Genomic DNA, 15,908 nt, shown 5'->3' on the forward strand with positions numbered 1-15,908 from the left:
TGTCTCAGTAATAACAATTAAACGTATTCAAAATGGAAAAAGAATAATTATCAGGGAGTTCAACAACAGCCTATCGGTTCGGGCTTCAATTCAAAATCAACAGCCAATGATGTCATTCAAAACATCGATCTTACCGGAAAAATCGCTATTGTCACTGGCGGTAACACAGGAATTGGGTTGGAAACCACCAAAGTTCTCGCCGCAGCTGGAGCTACAGTAATCATACCTGCGCGCGATATTGAAAAGGCAAAGAAGAATCTGGAAGGAATTAGAAATGTCGAAATTGTCGCAATGGATTTAATGTCTCCCACATCTATTGATGCTTTCGCGGAAAACTTTATCGCGTCAGGAAGACCCTTACATTTACTGATCAACAATGCAGGTATTATGTGGGTACCACTTCGCAGAGATGCACGGGGTATAGAATCCCAGCTGGCGACCAACTATTTAGCCTTATTCCAGCTCAGCGCCAGACTATGGCCGTCACTAAAAAAAGCCAATGGAGCACGCGTGATTAATGTTTCTTCCCACGGTCATCATTTTGCGCCTTTTAATTTTGATGATCCTCATTTCCTTCACAGCGCATATGAAACGTTACAGGGGTACGGACAATCCAAGACCGCTGTCAATCTTTTTTCAATGGAACTGGATGTGCGGGGACAATCTTCCCATATCAGAAGCTATGCCGTTCATCCAGGTTCTATTGGTGGGACTGAATTGGGCAGAGAAGCTCCACTGGAACTATTTCAAAAAATGGGTTTTGTGGATGTAAATGGCAACATGTTGCCTGAGGTAGCGGCATCATTAAAAACGATCCCACAGGGAGCAGCTACAACAGTATGGTGTGCTACAAGCCCTTTATTGGAGCATATTGGAGGGGTCTATTGTGAGGATGGGGACATTGCAGTACTATCATCAGATATGACCGACCAAAAAGGCGTACACCCTTATTCACTTGATGAAACCAATGCGAAGAAACTATGGAAACTGACAGAAGAGATGACGGGTATTCGCTTCAATCCGTAAATCAGCTTACAACTGGGGCAGGATCTGCATTTTGCCCCAATTTAGCAATGAACTTTTAAACAAAGTAAATGCTGTTATTTCTTATCTTTAGATTATTGATTTCTCTCAAAAAAAAACAAAAATCATGGAATACCAAGCCCGATACATTACCGAAGATATAAAGCTTTCAAGCTACGAAGACAAGTTTTTCAAATCAGATATTATGTTTGAACAGCATATGCTGGTCTGGTTTCTTTCCGGAGAAACCAAGATTGTACAGGCTGATGCTACCTATATATTTGGAAAAGGGGATATTTTTCTAATTCCCAGAAATCAGTTGGCAACTATTATTAATTATCCTAAAGACGGTGAACCTCATAAAACTGTTGTCATGCATTTATCATTAGAAACATTAACGAATTTCTATGCAGGCAAGAATATAAATCCCCAACCCAAAAATTCACCGAAGATTTTTTGTTTCAATAATCACCCGCTCCTGGAAAGTTGCCTGGCATCACTTATTCCCTATTTCGACATGAAAGACATTCCTGCAGATATTGCCTCCATTAAAATTACCGAAGCCATCAGTATTCTCCGAACGCTGAACCAAGAGATCGATCAAGTGCTTGCTAATTTTGAGGAGCCCGGAAAAATCAACCTTGTCGATTATATGGAAAAGAATTTTATGTTCAATCTTCCACTGGAAAAATTTGGTTACCTGACGGGCAGAAGTCTGACAACATTTAAGCGGGACTTCAAAAAGGCTTTCACCATGACTCCACAACGCTGGTTAACACATAAACGTTTGGAACTTGCCTATTATCAGCTTACAGAAAAGAAAAAAAAGCCTTTGGAAGTCTGTTATGAGGTAGGATTTGAAAACCTCTCCCATTTTTCATTTGCTTTCAAAAAGCAATTTGGATTGGCTCCAAGTCGTTTGATCGATCCCCTATCCTAGTTTCAGGCGTTCTTCCTGCAGGTCCAAAAGATACAATTGCCTACGAATAGGGTCTTCGTTTATATTGGGAATAATTATTTTTTGTCTCTGGCTAGATCAGCTCGTACTTTCTTTACAAAATCAAGCGAAACCCCAGCAACACGCACGATAACATCATCGGTAAGCTTAAGCTCATGAATCAAATTCTCCACGACCTCATAGCTTTTCGCCTCAGCACCTTGTTCAATACCTGTTTCGAGGCCTTTCTGAATAGCCTCGTTAAGCTGTTGCTCCTGATATTGGCGCACCGCTTCAGCATCCCATTTACGTTTTAGACTTACATCATACATTGCTCGTTCCTCCTTATTCAACTTTGCGTATTCTGCTATTTTAAATAATTTTTCAAATATAGTCTTCTTTAGATAGACCGGTATCTTATTCAGCTTTGACATATTACGTAAAACATAAAGCCAACGATCCAAATCATCTTTTAATTCGGCCTCTACTTTTGTAAAGTTACGCAATTGAACGTAAATAAACCCCAACTCTTCATAAAAAACTCGACCTGTCTTCCTGTTACACAAACAGATATCGTGAAGAACAGCGCTGGATTCTTCTGCCTGTGAAAAAGTAAACCCATCCATGAGCACCACGATGTATACTTCGGTTATCGCATAATTCCACGCTCGCCGGTTTCCTTTTGGAGCCTGATCGGCAATCAACTTACTGCTGTAGTAAAGCATGCGTTTTTTTAGATTTATCTGTGCAGTACGTTGTACTTCAATCACAAACTTCTCTCCATTATCAGCGGTACAGATCAGGTCAAAGATCACCGTACCGATCTCCTCGCTATCTCCTACATGTTCATTCTTTTCGTACAATAAATCGACAATAGATTTCCGTCCACGGAATAACCCATTCAATAGCGAAATCAATAAATCCTTATTGGGTTCTGACCCAAAAATACGCTTAAATGCATAGTCTGAAACTAGATCTATATAAACTGGCTCGTTCATAGATACAATAATTGGTTGTTGTTTGTAAATATCGCAAAAATAAATCAATAAAACTAATAATTTTAGTAAAAATAAGTATAACAGAATGTAGCTAGTAAATACTTTTTAATCACCTAATTTTTTTACGATCCGTAATTCGGTTACAAGATTCCGTAATTGGGGTAAGCAGCTGGCAGGCCATCCTTCGTAATTTTGGGTAACAAAAATAAGAAGCAGATGAAAACAAGAAAATTAGGCCAGCAGGGGCTCGAGATTCCAATGATAGGCTTAGGCTGCATGGGGATGAGCAGTTTTGCCTCCACGGGCGATATCTACGGCAAGGCAGACGAACAAGAATCCATTGCCACCATCCACCGGTCACTGGAACTGGGTGGCAACTTTTTGGATACGGCCGATCTCTATGGACCTTTTGAAAACGAAAGGCTGATCTCCAGGGCCATACGCGGCAAACGAGACAAATTTATCCTAGCCAGCAAATTCGGCTTTGAGATTGACGATAATGATCAGGTGACCTGGCGCATCAACGGTCGGCCGGAGTATATCCAAAAGTCTATCGAGCGCTCGCTGAAAAATCTCGATACCGATGTAATTGACCTCTATTATATGCACCGCCCAGACCCCAATGTGCCGATTGAGGAAACCGTGGGTGCAATGGCTGAGCTGGTTACAGCGGGCAAGGTCAGGTACCTGGGTATTTCCGAAGTCAGTGCTGAGCAAATCCAAAAAGCACACGCGACCTTCCCGATCACGGCTGTGCAGAATGAAATCTCCTTATTTGGACGTGAGGTGGAGACCAATGGTATATACGACCTGACAAATGAGCTGGGTATAGGTCTGGTCGCCTACTCCCCTTTGGGCCGTGGATTTATCACGGGTGAGATCAAGTCGCCGGACGATATCCCCGAAGATGATTTCCGCAGGCTTATCCCCCGGTTTCAGGGCGAACAGTTTTATAAAAACCTGGATCTGGTGCGGGAACTTGAACAAATTGGAAAAGAGAAAGAAGTTACTCCCTCACAGCTGGCCCTTGCCTGGCTGATCCAAAAAGGAATCGTGCCGATACCGGGTACAAAAAGAGTGCGCTATGTGGAGCAGAATATTGCTGCGACTGACATCCTATTGACAGCCGAAGAGTTGCAGCGCATTGAGGCTATTCTGCCGGTTGGACTGGATACCGGTTCCCGGGATGTAAGGATGCCCTTGCAGCCCTAGAAAATATTAAATGCCATGCTTGCAGCAAGCGCATGGCATTTTCCTTACATTCGTTTATTATTTAACAGGTATTAATAGCATGTCAAAGAAAGAATCAGTATTGATCAGGATCAATAACATCGCTGACTATCATGAAGCATTGCAGCTCCCCAAACCCCAGCATCCGCTTTTTAGCATCACGGATTTTTCAAAAAACAAACATACGCATCCTGCGGTCGAGACCACCTTTCAGCTCAATTTATACTGCATTTCTGTCAAAGAAGATGCGCAATGCGTCTTGCGATATGGGCCACATCAATATGACTTTAGGGAAGGCCTGATGACCTTCTTTAAACCCGGCCAGACCATAAGCGTTGATCCGACGACCGTCCATGCCGAAGTAGGCTATTCCCTAGTTTTTCATCCCGACTTTATCCGCAGCTATGACCTGGCAAACAAAATCGGCAGCTACAGTTTTTTTGACTATGAAGTCAACGAAGCGCTTTTTCTGTCCGACCGGGAAAAAGAGCAGATCCGAAATATTGGGAAAGGGATCATAAGCGAGTATGAAAATACGATTGACAGCTATAGCCAGGATGCTATTGTCAGTTTCATTGATCTATTGCTGGTTTATTCGCAGCGGTTTTATAACCGGCAGTTTATTACACGTAAGGTACACAATGTCCCTTTGGTCAGTCGGTTCGAACAATTATTGGATCACTATTTTAATGACGAAACCGAACGCAACGGTTTACCACAGGTTGGGTATTTTGCCGAACAGCTCCATATGTCGAAAAACTATTTAAGTGATTTATTACGTTCACAGACCGGTGAGAGCGCACAGAACCATATCCAACATAAGCTCATTGAAAAAGCGAAAGATCTACTGTCCGGATCCGAACTTTCCGTTGCCGAGATTGCCTATCAACTGGGTTTTGAACAGCCGCAGTCACTCAATCGTTTATTCAAAAAGAAAACAGCGGTCTCACCGCTTGAATTTAGAAGAAGGATGAACTTTAACAAGCTTTGACTTTGCTGCAACCATCTTTAAAATTTTGGCGCATACATTTACATTGTTCTATTGCGCAAGACCGAAAGGCAGTGTTTTTCGGTCGTAAGCGTGGCAAGCTCCAACAAATTGATGTAGCATGATTAATTGCGTGCGGGGTACGTTGGCGCGGGATAATCCCTGTCGACATGCATCTGATTAATCAAAATCTCATTGATCAGGTGGCGCATTGGCTTGTCATTAACCGCAATTTTTACAATTTTGTTTTTGTAATAGATATCACCTTCAAATTCGCTTTGGATTTTCTCCGCGAATGTAGGCGATATCTTAACTGCCGCCGGCAGCTCAGGTGCCGAAGCCTGACAACATTTAAGCGGGACTTCAAAAAGACTTTCACCATGACTCCACAACCCATATATTCAATGTTGCCAAAGTATTTCAATTGGTTTAACAATCCCCCAGCTTATTCGCATTTCGAGATTAATAAAATTGAACCTTAATAAGGGAAAAAGATTTGAAGTAAATATTTTTTTATACATTTGCATAACTGGTTATATAATTAATTATTATTATGAACATATTTGAAAAAACTGGTAAAATGGCATTAGGCAGTAGGCTGCGCTTTATGGCTTCACAGATTACCGAAGAAGCAGCCAAGATTTATGAACTGTACGATGTAGATTTTTCACCAAAATGGTTTCCTGTATTTTTTGTACTGTCAGAAGACGGAACAAAAACGATAACGGAAATAGCGAACGAAATAGGACATTCTCAACCGTCTGTTACAAAAATCATTAAAGAAATGGCTTTAGCCGGATTAGTTATAGACAATATTAAGTCCAATGACAAACGCAGGAATGTAGCAGGACTGACCGAAAAGGGAATAAAGCTTTCTGAAAAAATAAAAGTACAAATTGGCGATGTTGATCATGCAATCAATGAAATTATCAATGAGGCTACGCACAACCTTTGGGAAGCTCTGGCTGAGTGGGAATTTTTACTTGATCAAAAACCTTTACTGAAAAGAGTACAGGAACAAAAAAAACTCCGTGAAAGTAAGGATGTACAAATCGTACCCTACGAGCCTAAATACAAAACCGCTTTTAAAGCGTTAAATGAAGAATGGATATCCACTTACTTTGAAATGGAAGAAGCCGACTATAAAGCATTGGATAATCCTGAAGATTATATCTTGGCAAAGGGAGGAAAAATATTTGTAGCATTATACAACAGCGAACCACTTGGCGTTTGCGCACTAATGAAAATGGATGACCCCAACTATGATTTTGAGCTTGCAAAAATGGCTGTTTCACCAAAAGTTCAAGGCAAAAATATAGGCTGGTTACTTGGACAGGCTGCTATAAATTCAGCCAAAGATCTGGGAGCATCAAAAATATATCTTGAAAGCAATACTATTTTAAAACCAGCCATTAATTTGTATTACAAGTTAGGTTTTAACAAGATAGTAGGACATTCAACTCCTTATAAACGTTGCAATATTCAAATGGAATTACAATTAAAAGATTAAAAAATGTATGATAAAAAAGTAGCAATAGTTATTAAAGACGAGTTATTAATTTGGCAAAAACTAAATGTGGTATCATTTCTGGCAAGTAGTATTGCGATTCAGTTTCCCGAAACTCATGGTAATGATTTTATTACTGCAGACAATGTGAAATTTCTTCCGTTTTTGAAGCATCCAGTACTTATTTACAAGGCTGAATCACAAGAAAAATTACAACGAGCATTCCTCCGTTCAAAAGACAGAGGACTTGCCATTGGTATTTACACAAAACCACTTTTTGACACACGTTCTGGTGAGGAAAATATTTTGGAAATCGCAAAACGTAGTACAGACGATTTGGATCTAGTAGGTATTATCGTCTATGGTGAAAATAAGAAAGTCGATAAGGCATTCGATGGATTAAAATTCCACGAATAGACAACAATTGTAGCTATCATCACTGGTTCACAGCGTGCGCCTTGCCATTATTTATGGACGTCTTCGCTTACAGTAGCGTCCCAGTATCTGACTGGTCGCTAAACCTATGGTCAATAACGTTTATTGGGCCTGATCTCAAATTTGATTTTGACAGGTTAGCAATATCTATGGATTATGGCTATATTAGAAACAAATCCAATGTGGACTAAACAATAGTAAAGATATGAGTATAGCTGATTTTGATGAAATCATTCGCCGCAGTATGGAAATTAGAAAAAAATATCGCGAACTGGAATTGCTGCACCATGGAAGTGAATGGACTGTGGAGGAGGATGCGCTGGCTTATTTAACGGATGCTGGTCTAGTAGGCAGAAACGTTATGTCGCAACAACAACGTTGGCCGAAAGCCGGTTCTGAAGCGGAATTGAAACATAAACTTGGCGAAAACATTTGGTGGCTGATTGTCTTGGCGGAAAGATCTGGAATTGATATTAGGGAGGCCGTTGATCAATTTTTAACCAAAACGGAGGACGCTTTAAAATAGGTATGTAATTCCACAAAATCGCCCCTATCCTAGTTTCAGGCATTCTTTTCTTCCTGCAGCTCCAAAAGATACAATTGCCTACGAATAGGGTCTTCGTCTATATTGGGGTGCTCATTCAGTCCGGAAAGATATTATTTTATTCCCTTTGTTTCGGCTTCCAATAGATCTTTTCGATATCGAATTTCTTGGTTTGCGGATTGAAACGGTATTGTATGGCGTTTCCGTTGAGGCAGTTTCCATAAGATTCCTGCACTAAATACCAGGAGCTTTCGATTTCAATTTTATCATTTTTAGAAAAGTCGTATTCGAAAATAAGATCTTCCAACTCATCAAACTTCTCGCTACAATGTTCTACCGGGTCAGTCTTTTTCAAAGTCTCCCTGAAGCCAGAAAGCATGGACTCCCCTTCTTTGTACTCTTTTAGTTTGTTAGACCTAACTTCATAAAAATTCAGGGTATGACCATCTCCGACATGATCATCTGTAATAACAATGGTTGAACCATCGGTGGCATGATACAGGTTGATTGACCAAATGCCGTCAACAATCATAAAGCCTGCCCTGTCCGGTTCAAAATACTTCTGTTTAGAAAACTTGGTAGTAGCATCACTATAAAAATTATTGGCTTTTATTTCATTATACCATTTTAATCGATCTTCCGGTTTCCATTCCCAGCTTGAAAATGCGTCGTCCGGCAATAATAAGATCAGGTCGAGTAAAGTTTTATGCTGGGTGAAATTGATAGAAACTTTATCTTTTATAGCTGTGTTTCCTCCCCTGTCTATAGCACCAGTTTTTACACTGTCTTTTTTGGGAATTCCTGCCGAATTATCTCCGGTTTTCCTTGTTGTCACATGCCCACAGGCCCCCAGTATAAAAATAAGCGCAAGCAGAATAGAAAAAAAACCTAAATGTCTTCCTGATATTCGCTGCATCTTGCTATCGTATTTTGCGGAAAAGATTTTCAATTGCTTTTATTTTTTTGTTTTATTCACTTTGATTGCCGACAATTTCAAAAGAAACGGGGAATATTTCAACCTGATAAAATAACTTTTATCCGTGATGATCTCCGCCAAAAAAACTAATCATTGTAGTTAGTGCATTTTTACTGTGCATTTTTTCTCCATTTTCAAGCGATTCCTGTGCAATAAGCGAAGCTCTCTTTTGCATTGTTTTTTCGTAAACAGCAATTGCTTCTTTTATTGAATTGTATTTGTCAGTTGTCAAGCATTCACTCAATTCCAAAGCATCGAGCATTGCCATATTTACACCTTCGCCTGCAAAAGGTGGCATTACGTGTGCTGCATCGCCGACCAAAGTTAGGTTTGCGATGGTTTCCCAGGTTTGGTTTAACGGCATACAGTTTATAGGTCGTGGAATAAATGGCGTTTGTACATTTTCAAATAGTTCATACCAAATATCGCTCCAGTCAAAATAGGTGGTCTTAAACCATTCAAGCAGTTGTGATTTATCCGAAAAATCTAAATTGCTTTTTGCAGCCCAATTTTCCTCAGCTTTAAAACTTGCATAAAACCCGATTTCATTATTCGCTTTTTGCCCCATCAAAATATCTTTCTCGTTTCCAAATGCCATTATTTTTCCGCCCCGAAGTATTCCTGAGATTTTTGGCAGGGATTTATCGGCTTCATATACATTCCCTTCAAGCATTGTAATACCTGAATAGAAGGATTTAATATCGGTTATGTAGGGTCTTATTTTTGAATTTGCACCATCAGCAGCTATTACAATGTCGGCATAGGATGTAGTCTCGTTTTTGAATTGTAGCAACCAGCCTTCATTTTGTTTTTGCATGGAAAGAAAATGACTGTTCCACAAAATGGTATCATCTTGTAAAGAGTCTATTAAAATTCTTCGTAATGTGCCACGGTCTATTTCCGGACGAAAATGTTCGTGTCCAAAATCTTCGGTTTGTACAGTTTCGTGGTCACTAAAAAATATCTCTGCTTTTTCATTGGTGATTGTCGTTTTGTCGGCTCCAGGCATATAGTTCTTTTTGAACTCATCCAATAAATTGGCTTTTTCTAAAGCAGCCAAACCTGAATTGTCGTGCAAGTCAAGTGGCGAACCTTGCACCCGTGCATTTTTATCAATATCTCTTTCATACACTTTTACATCAACTCCTTTCAGTTGCAAAAGTTTAGCCAATGTCAGTCCACCTGGTCCACCGCCAACAATGGCTATTTTTTTGTTTTTAATCAACATATTTTTTAGTCAAATTATTCTGGTTTCTATTTGTGGCGAATTGAGGAAAGTCTGCCCTGGTTCTTCGTCCGTTTTTTGTTAATCCTGTGTATTCGCAGTAATCACTGCCATTGTATCCATATAATCTCGCCAATAAACTATTTTTCTGTCCTTAATGGTTATGATAGAGCAAAAGCGGTTATCATACGGTTTGCGAGTTGAAGGAACTGTACCGTGAACTTCGTATTCAAGAATGATTACATTTTCGGGTTTTGCAGATTTATAAATTCGCAAATTATCGGCTGAAGTAAGTAGATTGTTGTAACCGCCAAACCAATCCATATACTTTTTTCGTCCTTCAATTTTTGTCGGAAATCCTTTGAAAATGTATAAAAACTCAAACACACAATCTTCTGCAACTGCGTCCTAAAAATGTTCGCCCTCAACTTCGCCTTTTAATCCTTCCATGATAATTTGATAAAAAGGTGCTGCATTTTCCCTGAAAGCAGGATGACTTCTGTCCACTTTTGCTATTTTATTTTCCATTTTTTCAAATAAATTTCACTAGTTAAATATATAAAAAAATGTGTGACAAATTAATTCATCTATTTTGAATTCTATCCACAAACAAAATATAATGAATCTCTGTTCGACGATTAAAAAGCGGCAATATGGTCGATAAACCTTAATCTACTACAGCGATCTGAAATAGTTTGGAAATCATTGCTCCATGGCAAACTTCTCCATTCCAACGAGCTAAAAAACCAATATCGTTTTAAAAAGAACAAGGCGCACCCAAACGGTGCACCTTGCCATCCATTATGGACGTCTTCGTTTACTATAGCGCCCCAGCAAACGACTGGTCGCAAAACTTACCAGTGTACCCAAAGCAGCCATAAGGACCGTCTGCAGTACATCGCCAAGCGAGATACTCGCCCAGATGGAGCAGATTGTTCCACCGATTGTGGAGATACGGAGATCATTCAGCTTCATCGGCTTTGCTCCTTTCCAATGCTTCCTTAGAGCCTTTCTCTGGTATGTCGTGAGCCTCTGGCAGGGGCTCCTCCTGATCCAATACTGTCTCCACGATCCCTAGCCCCAAAGCTAGGTATTTTAATACATTCCCTACCTTACCTGGTAGTTTAACAGGTGCCGCCAGCACCAGCTGCAGCACCTGCCCGATTTTGTTAACGATTTTTTTCATTTCTGTTACTCTAAATAGGCAGGATTAGCGATCAGAAGCAAGATATTCCGACCGCTAATCCTGCCTCTCCACCAATACCCCTTTCGATAAATATTGAAGGGCAAAGAATAAGTGACATTGTTTCCCCATCCTCCAACACACACTTTTCGTTAAGCTAAGGAGATCATAGAATTGAAAGCCTAGCGTTCCGACTACCAATCTCCTTCCTCCACTACACCTTTCGATAAACATGCCTTGCGTTCCGACTGCTTATCGCTGACGCAAGATGAGGATAGCGTAAATCACTGTCCGAGCGTAGCGAGTTTGATTTATGCCGTCAGCTTGCTAAGAAGATGGCACAAAGGAATGCAGCAGGCAATTCCAGATCTCCAAAGCCTTATCGAATACTCAAATACACATCATCACCCATATCCCACAGGCAATACACCAGTGCTTTCAGCTTGGCCAGGGCCTTCCCACTTCCGACACCCTGCCCCTCTCCGGTTAGACTGGTGACCGGAGCGATGCAGCCGAGCAATTCGTCCTTGGCATTATTAGCCGCGTGGATCAAGATTCCTTCACGGTTTAACACATGCGGGATACCGATCTGCTCACCATGCCGCTGGTAACGGACCTTCTCCAGTTTGTACTGACCGATCGGAATGCAGCTGATCCGCCTGATGTTATTGCGGTCAGGCAGCTCGATGGTATGGCAGATATGCTCACCGTTGTACGTGATCGTTCCATTTGTTCCCTCAGCCCCATATTTCCGGAGGAGCTTGAGAGTGTGTCTGTTGTTCATGACAGGTTATTATGGAATGTCTACGTCCACGATGGTCATTGCGTTATAAGGGTTGTTCTTGAGTGGATAGAATTCCCCGTTAACTTCCTGATACATCGAAATACCGACAATGATGTATACCACTTTTGCAGCATCTACGACCAATGGTGCCTGTAGTGTTTCCTCAACGTGCACACCAATCAGCGGAATGTAGCCCGATCTGACCATCACCGGACGCGGAGGTACTTCATCCGTACTCAGCTCGGCAACGGCCAGTGTAAACAACATGTGCGTCGCCCCGTTCAGCAGCATGACATCATTTTGTGGGTTGAATTCCGGAATGATCAGTGTGGCCTCACCGGCGGTACGGTCATAGGTTGGTTCCAGTTTTTCACCCAGCAGCATTTTTAGGCTGCTGGCCTGGTTAAACTCAAAGCCCTTGAGCATTGTACTGTTTTCCTCTAGAAAGATCCGCTCGCCACGTGCATTTGCCGAATCCGACTTTTGTATCCTGTGGATCAGCGACGTCAGCCTGTTGCGCATCGTATTGTCTGCAAATGTGCGCAGCAGATTGTTCAGCTGGATACGTAGGAGTTTGGCGGTACCTGCGGCAGTACCAAATTCGGCCATATTTTCACGTGTTCGCTGAAAATTGGGATCCGTCTGGATCCGGGCCTTGTCCACACCGCCTTTCATGCGGACTTCATAACCGCGACTGCGGTGTTTGCTAAAAGAAAGGTCCCCGACCTTCCCTCTAAACTTGATTAAACTTTCTTGTTTTGCCATGATATTTAAGTTTTGATGACAACACAAAGATGGCGAGCATTAAAACCCCCACTGTCCAAAATGGCCCGATATGGCCAACATGGCTTAAATTGACAGTATAAGGCTAGGAATGGCAGTATATGGCACTATTTGTCCATCATGTGCTAGTATTTAAGTACTGTTAGTGTACCGCGAGTGTACTGAAGAGGTACCAATACCCTACCAAAAAGGTACTGGAGAGCTACTGAAAAGCTACCAAAGAGTTACAGCAATCCGTAGACTGCGTGTAAGTAAAATGTGTGGGGATGGTAGCCTCCTGTTAATAGCCCCGTAGGATGGTACCGGAGCAATAGCCAAGATCAAAAAGGGCTGATATTATCGTACGTAATAGATTAACTGGTAAATATCAAAATGTTGTTATACAAATATTTAAAACAAAATATGGATTGAATCGTTTAAAGTAGAATTATTAATTTTTTTCTTAAGGGCTGTCGTTAAAAGTGCGCATCGTGCATCTATCGGCAGAGAGGTATCCAGCTAACAGGAAAATCATGGTACCACCTATGGATTGTCTGTGGCATGACCATATTATGCCCCACAGCACTCCATCAGCCCAGATAAACATGAGCAAAAAATATCGACTTTGTATCAATCCAAAAGATGTTGCCCTGATACTCGATCTCAGTCCCAGGCAGGCACAGCGCAAATACCAGCAGGCAAAAGATGCCTATGGAAAGGCCAAGCACCAGCAACTTACCATACATGAATTTGCAGCATATTATGACTTACCCCTAGCAGAAGTTATTGAACGGCTTTAAATTTCTAAAATTGGGGGGCGCAAGCCCGCCCCCTAACTCTTATCTTTCATTTACCAATGCCCATTCTTCCCTTATTTTCAGTAGTCTATCGTAAGCCTCAGCCGGCACTTTCAACTGCTCCTGATCTATGCCCAATAGCTGCACAATATAATCATTGCCCTCCTTGTATTGGTCTTTTATGGCCAGCTGTTGGATCAACAGCCCCCGACCGGCGCGGAAAAATAAATTAGGCCATTGTCTTTCAATTTTGGCGAGGGAATCCATATCAACAGTGCCCTCCCGACCATCCAGCAAACGTACATCGACCAGCTTGGATCTGGCGGATCCTTCCTTGAGATGGAAATACGCAATCTGAGTTATTCTCACCCATTCATTGACAGCACCTATCATTACCTCAATCTGTTGGGTGACCTCTTTGAGACAAGCCTTCAATCTGTTTTCGTCACTGCTCAAACGATCGTGGTTGGCACGCAGTCGTTGCTTCCGGTTTCTTAGTTCATTCAATTCCTGCTCATACTGCATCCGAAGCTCATTACTCTTTTTTTCCACCGCTCGTATCTGCTCATCTTTCTGCAAAAGCCATTTTTGCATTACTTTTACACGCTTTTTTTTATAGTTATTAATCTTTCTTTCCTTTCGAAAGGCATAATAAAACTGAACCATGATAAAGCAGAACATAACCACGACAAAATCCCGCTCAAAATAATCACCTTTTTGCAGATCTTGCCCAAATACCTCTAAATAGACCTTGTAAACAATTCTTAAGGCCACAGCCCCCAAAACTAAAACGAGTAGCGCAAATTGGATCAGATAGCGTACTATTTCATTTTGCCCCAGAAATTTGTACGAGTCAAGTTTGTATATGACGAATGCAACAGGCACTATCGCCAATAGCATTAATACCAAACTAAAAAGAAATATCAAACCATGTTTTTTCATGGTTATACTCGAAAATAAAGATTCTTCAGTCGTGTAAAAAGTGACCATACAAGATGAAATAGCTGCTAATAATAAAATTATCCACAAAGTTCCATACCAGGAGCGAAAGAAAGATTTAAGTGTTATCATAATAGGTTGACAATAAGATTAACCTCTAAGTTAATAATATGTATGATTACTTAAGGTAACGTTTCCTTTACATGTTATCATAGATTTAATTTATCCCTTCGTAGACTTTGCAAATGCGTTTAAGTAGCATTCAAGCGTGTTTAATACTTATCTCGACGAAACCATTCTCGTTTTCGCCGATCTCGGCCTTTGTTTCCTTCGCTTTTTAGTGATTTGGTTTTAGATTCGCTGTTCGATCGAATTATAAAACTAATTTAAATTTTTAACAACGGTGCATACTAGTTGCCTGATGTATAGCATTGGCATGCCGCTATATCCTTTGAGGCCTAGCAATCACCGATAAACTAAACAGAATGAACAAATACACATTTGATGAGATGGGAGTCAGACAATGGCTCAGACAGTTGTACAGCTCAACCGTCGAACTCCAGATGATGGAGCAAAAGCTGATCCTGCTCTGCCTACGCAGCTGGCTTATGTCGCGTTTTGAACTTTCGGAGAGCCAGGTTGAGTATCTCATATCGCTGTCATCAGACTTCAAAAATAATCTTGCCCAAGAGATCGCCTTTGCCATCAACAACCAGGCAGACATCACGTTGGAAAAGCAGACCAATGAAAAAGCTGCCAGTACCCTCTCCCGAGATTCGGTCAAGGTGACGGAGTATGAGTCAAACAAGATCCAGTCAGATACACCTGAGATACCCGTAGAATCTAAAGCAAATGACATCTTCAGTCGCCGTTTAGAGGGGCATTTGATCGTCAGGATTTACTACACGCTTCTTTAGGTGATCTAAAATAATTCAACAAAACGCCATGGGCCATATCTCTCTCATGGCGTTTTTTCTTTTTCATGAACTATTCATTTACAACATATTAAAAGTGAATCGCTTTATCAAACATTTAAATGCACATTTCAATGTAGAAGATCCCTGTCGCCATGCACTGATCCAACATACTAAAGTACGCCAAGGTAAGCGCGGGCAGATCTATTGCCGGGAGGACGAGAGCCGTCCCTATTGGTGCTATGTGCTCGAGGGTATGGTGGGCGCATATGAGCTTCAACTCAGAAAGCCCTATCTCCACTGGATCGCCACGGAAGGGCATTATTTTACCGGTACCAAGCACGAGTATAGTTTTAACAGCCAGGATCTGAATATTCAGTTTCTCAAAAAAAGTAAAATTGCCTGTATACCCTTAACAGTTTTGCAGGAGCTGCAAGACCGGTATCCAAGCATGCATCATTTTGTGAGTATCATGCGGCAGCGTAAATCAGATTTTTTTAATAAAAAGGGACTTATTATGGCCCAAGATTCCATGGCCAGGTATGCAAAATTCAAGGAGCTGATGCCTGTGCTGTTGCATAGTCTGAACAATAAATTGCTGAGCCAATTTTTGTACATAGACCCAAAGACAATATATGAAAGCAAAAGAAATCAATAAAAGTTGAA

The 15,908-nt window shown here is 41.1% G+C and carries 19 protein-coding genes and 1 pseudogene; 10 read left to right on the forward strand and 10 right to left on the reverse strand.

The genetic code is table 11. The features are described from left to right. The first annotated feature begins 177 nt into the window (after nt 1–177). On the forward strand, nt 178–1,026 hold the full coding sequence (locus DFQ12_RS03420) for an SDR family NAD(P)-dependent oxidoreductase (RefSeq protein ID WP_244211666.1): 849 nt from the start codon (nt 178–180) through the stop codon (nt 1,024–1,026). Nucleotides 1,027–1,150: 124 nt separating this feature from the next. Further along, nucleotides 1,151–1,963 carry a helix-turn-helix domain-containing protein gene (locus tag DFQ12_RS03425; RefSeq protein ID WP_120257615.1) on the forward strand — a complete coding sequence of 271 codons (813 nt, stop codon included), beginning with the start codon at nt 1,151–1,153 and terminating at the stop codon, nt 1,961–1,963. A gap of 74 nt (nt 1,964–2,037) precedes the next feature. Here the strand turns inward: DFQ12_RS03425 and DFQ12_RS03430 are convergent, their stop codons facing one another. Continuing rightward, on the reverse strand, nt 2,038–2,958 hold the full coding sequence (locus DFQ12_RS03430) for an Rpn family recombination-promoting nuclease/putative transposase (RefSeq protein ID WP_120257616.1): 921 nt from the start codon (nt 2,956–2,958) through the stop codon (nt 2,038–2,040). A 276-nt stretch (nt 2,959–3,234) separates the two neighbouring features. Between DFQ12_RS03430 and DFQ12_RS03435 the strand changes: the two genes are divergently transcribed. Beyond that, the gene (locus DFQ12_RS03435) at nt 3,235–4,170 is read left to right on the forward strand and encodes an aldo/keto reductase (protein WP_279634403.1); all 936 of its coding nucleotides are present in this window, start codon (nt 3,235–3,237) and stop codon (nt 4,168–4,170) included. A 79-nt stretch (nt 4,171–4,249) separates the two neighbouring features. Further along, nucleotides 4,250–5,179: a helix-turn-helix domain-containing protein gene (locus DFQ12_RS03440; protein ID WP_120259204.1), complete on the forward strand. Its 930-nt coding sequence runs from the start codon at nt 4,250–4,252 to the stop codon at nt 5,177–5,179. A 122-nt stretch (nt 5,180–5,301) separates the two neighbouring features. Here DFQ12_RS03440 and DFQ12_RS03445 read toward each other — a convergent pair whose 3' ends face one another. Then, nucleotides 5,302–5,568: a hypothetical protein gene (locus DFQ12_RS03445; protein WP_120257618.1), complete on the reverse strand. Its 267-nt coding sequence runs from the start codon at nt 5,566–5,568 to the stop codon at nt 5,302–5,304. 161 nt (nt 5,569–5,729) lie between these two features. Here DFQ12_RS03445 and DFQ12_RS03450 point away from each other — a divergent pair, with 161 nt between their 5' ends. The 3 genes from DFQ12_RS03450 to DFQ12_RS03460 all read left to right on the forward strand — a co-directional run bounded on the left by DFQ12_RS03450 (nt 5,730) and on the right by DFQ12_RS03460 (nt 7,644). Beyond that, nucleotides 5,730–6,686 (forward strand): bifunctional helix-turn-helix transcriptional regulator/GNAT family N-acetyltransferase, encoded by a 957-nt coding sequence (locus tag DFQ12_RS03450; protein WP_120257619.1) that lies wholly within the window; start codon nt 5,730–5,732, stop codon nt 6,684–6,686. A gap of 3 nt (nt 6,687–6,689) precedes the next feature. Then, nucleotides 6,690–7,100, forward strand: coding sequence for a DUF2000 domain-containing protein (locus DFQ12_RS03455; RefSeq protein WP_120257620.1), 411 nt, complete (start codon nt 6,690–6,692; stop codon nt 7,098–7,100). A 223-nt stretch (nt 7,101–7,323) separates the two neighbouring features. Further along, complete coding sequence (locus DFQ12_RS03460) at nt 7,324–7,644, forward strand: nucleoside triphosphate pyrophosphohydrolase family protein (RefSeq protein WP_120257621.1); 321 nt, start codon at nt 7,324–7,326, stop codon at nt 7,642–7,644. Nucleotides 7,645–7,780: 136 nt separating this feature from the next. Here the strand turns inward: DFQ12_RS03460 and DFQ12_RS03465 are convergent, their stop codons facing one another. The 7 genes and pseudogenes from DFQ12_RS03465 to DFQ12_RS03490 form a co-directional block, all read right to left on the reverse strand. Further along, the gene (locus DFQ12_RS03465) at nt 7,781–8,578 is read right to left on the reverse strand and encodes a hypothetical protein (RefSeq protein ID WP_120257622.1); all 798 of its coding nucleotides are present in this window, start codon (nt 8,576–8,578) and stop codon (nt 7,781–7,783) included. Between the two features lie 118 nt (nt 8,579–8,696). Beyond that, a complete protein-coding gene (locus DFQ12_RS03470) occupies nt 8,697–9,866 on the reverse strand; it encodes an FAD-dependent oxidoreductase (RefSeq protein ID WP_120257623.1) in 1,170 nt (389 codons plus the stop codon). 78 nt (nt 9,867–9,944) lie between these two features. Beyond that, nucleotides 9,945–10,253 (reverse strand): annotated as a pseudogene (locus DFQ12_RS28605) (nuclear transport factor 2 family protein); the annotation flags it as partial. 411 nt (nt 10,254–10,664) lie between these two features. Then, the gene (locus DFQ12_RS28055) at nt 10,665–10,838 is read right to left on the reverse strand and encodes a hypothetical protein (protein WP_167457185.1); all 174 of its coding nucleotides are present in this window, start codon (nt 10,836–10,838) and stop codon (nt 10,665–10,667) included. Next, entirely contained in the window at nt 10,825–11,049 is a 225-nt protein-coding gene (locus DFQ12_RS03480; protein ID WP_120257624.1) for a hypothetical protein, read from the reverse strand. Before DFQ12_RS03480 ends, DFQ12_RS28055 begins: the two co-directional genes overlap by 14 nt. 376 nt (nt 11,050–11,425) lie before the next feature. Continuing rightward, nucleotides 11,426–11,830: a DUF5675 family protein gene (locus DFQ12_RS03485; protein WP_120257625.1), complete on the reverse strand. Its 405-nt coding sequence runs from the start codon at nt 11,828–11,830 to the stop codon at nt 11,426–11,428. A 9-nt stretch (nt 11,831–11,839) separates the two neighbouring features. Continuing rightward, nucleotides 11,840–12,595, reverse strand: a complete 756-nt coding sequence (locus DFQ12_RS03490) for a hypothetical protein (RefSeq protein WP_120257626.1) — start codon at nt 12,593–12,595, stop codon at nt 11,840–11,842. Between the two features lie 602 nt (nt 12,596–13,197). On the opposite strand from DFQ12_RS03490, the gene DFQ12_RS03495 reads away from it, so the two are divergent. Further along, nucleotides 13,198–13,392: a hypothetical protein gene (locus DFQ12_RS03495; RefSeq protein WP_120257627.1), complete on the forward strand. Its 195-nt coding sequence runs from the start codon at nt 13,198–13,200 to the stop codon at nt 13,390–13,392. Nucleotides 13,393–13,431: 39 nt separating this feature from the next. Here DFQ12_RS03495 and DFQ12_RS03500 read toward each other — a convergent pair whose 3' ends face one another. Continuing rightward, nucleotides 13,432–14,460: a hypothetical protein gene (locus DFQ12_RS03500; protein WP_147420316.1), complete on the reverse strand. Its 1,029-nt coding sequence runs from the start codon at nt 14,458–14,460 to the stop codon at nt 13,432–13,434. A gap of 353 nt (nt 14,461–14,813) precedes the next feature. On the opposite strand from DFQ12_RS03500, the gene DFQ12_RS03505 reads away from it, so the two are divergent. Together DFQ12_RS03505 and DFQ12_RS03510 are read left to right on the forward strand one after the other, a co-directional pair. Then, complete coding sequence (locus DFQ12_RS03505) at nt 14,814–15,245, forward strand: hypothetical protein (protein ID WP_120257629.1); 432 nt, start codon at nt 14,814–14,816, stop codon at nt 15,243–15,245. 94 nt (nt 15,246–15,339) lie between these two features. Continuing rightward, nucleotides 15,340–15,900: a cyclic nucleotide-binding domain-containing protein gene (locus DFQ12_RS03510; protein WP_147420317.1), complete on the forward strand. Its 561-nt coding sequence runs from the start codon at nt 15,340–15,342 to the stop codon at nt 15,898–15,900. Nucleotides 15,901–15,908 lie beyond the last annotated feature (8 nt).

The sequence above is a fragment of the Sphingobacterium detergens genome (assembly GCF_003610355.1).
Classification (GTDB): domain Bacteria; phylum Bacteroidota; class Bacteroidia; order Sphingobacteriales; family Sphingobacteriaceae; genus Sphingobacterium; species Sphingobacterium detergens.

What these genes read in the sequence shown, in the direction of transcription:
- DFQ12_RS03495 (WP_120257627.1), top strand. Translation starts at nt 13,198, where the DNA reads ATGAGCAAAAAATATCGACTTTGTATCAATCCAAAAGATGTTGCCCTG.
- DFQ12_RS03480 (WP_120257624.1), bottom strand. Translation starts at nt 11,049, where the DNA reads ATGAAAAAAATCGTTAACAAAATCGGGCAGGTGCTGCAGCTGGTGCTG.
- DFQ12_RS03440 (WP_120259204.1), top strand. Translation starts at nt 4,250, where the DNA reads ATGTCAAAGAAAGAATCAGTATTGATCAGGATCAATAACATCGCTGAC.
- DFQ12_RS03455 (WP_120257620.1), top strand. Translation starts at nt 6,690, where the DNA reads ATGTATGATAAAAAAGTAGCAATAGTTATTAAAGACGAGTTATTAATT.
- DFQ12_RS03465 (WP_120257622.1), bottom strand. Translation starts at nt 8,578, where the DNA reads ATGCAGCGAATATCAGGAAGACATTTAGGTTTTTTTTCTATTCTGCTT.
- DFQ12_RS28055 (WP_167457185.1), bottom strand. Translation starts at nt 10,838, where the DNA reads ATGAAGCTGAATGATCTCCGTATCTCCACAATCGGTGGAACAATCTGC.
- DFQ12_RS03485 (WP_120257625.1), bottom strand. Translation starts at nt 11,830, where the DNA reads ATGAACAACAGACACACTCTCAAGCTCCTCCGGAAATATGGGGCTGAG.
- DFQ12_RS03460 (WP_120257621.1), top strand. Translation starts at nt 7,324, where the DNA reads ATGAGTATAGCTGATTTTGATGAAATCATTCGCCGCAGTATGGAAATT.
- DFQ12_RS03450 (WP_120257619.1), top strand. Translation starts at nt 5,730, where the DNA reads ATGAACATATTTGAAAAAACTGGTAAAATGGCATTAGGCAGTAGGCTG.
- DFQ12_RS03490 (WP_120257626.1), bottom strand. Translation starts at nt 12,595, where the DNA reads ATGGCAAAACAAGAAAGTTTAATCAAGTTTAGAGGGAAGGTCGGGGAC.
- DFQ12_RS03470 (WP_120257623.1), bottom strand. Translation starts at nt 9,866, where the DNA reads ATGTTGATTAAAAACAAAAAAATAGCCATTGTTGGCGGTGGACCAGGT.
- DFQ12_RS03500 (WP_147420316.1), bottom strand. Translation starts at nt 14,460, where the DNA reads ATGATAACACTTAAATCTTTCTTTCGCTCCTGGTATGGAACTTTGTGG.
- DFQ12_RS03505 (WP_120257629.1), top strand. Translation starts at nt 14,814, where the DNA reads ATGAACAAATACACATTTGATGAGATGGGAGTCAGACAATGGCTCAGA.
- DFQ12_RS03425 (WP_120257615.1), top strand. Translation starts at nt 1,151, where the DNA reads ATGGAATACCAAGCCCGATACATTACCGAAGATATAAAGCTTTCAAGC.
- DFQ12_RS03430 (WP_120257616.1), bottom strand. Translation starts at nt 2,958, where the DNA reads ATGAACGAGCCAGTTTATATAGATCTAGTTTCAGACTATGCATTTAAG.
- DFQ12_RS03435 (WP_279634403.1), top strand. Translation starts at nt 3,235, where the DNA reads ATGGGGATGAGCAGTTTTGCCTCCACGGGCGATATCTACGGCAAGGCA.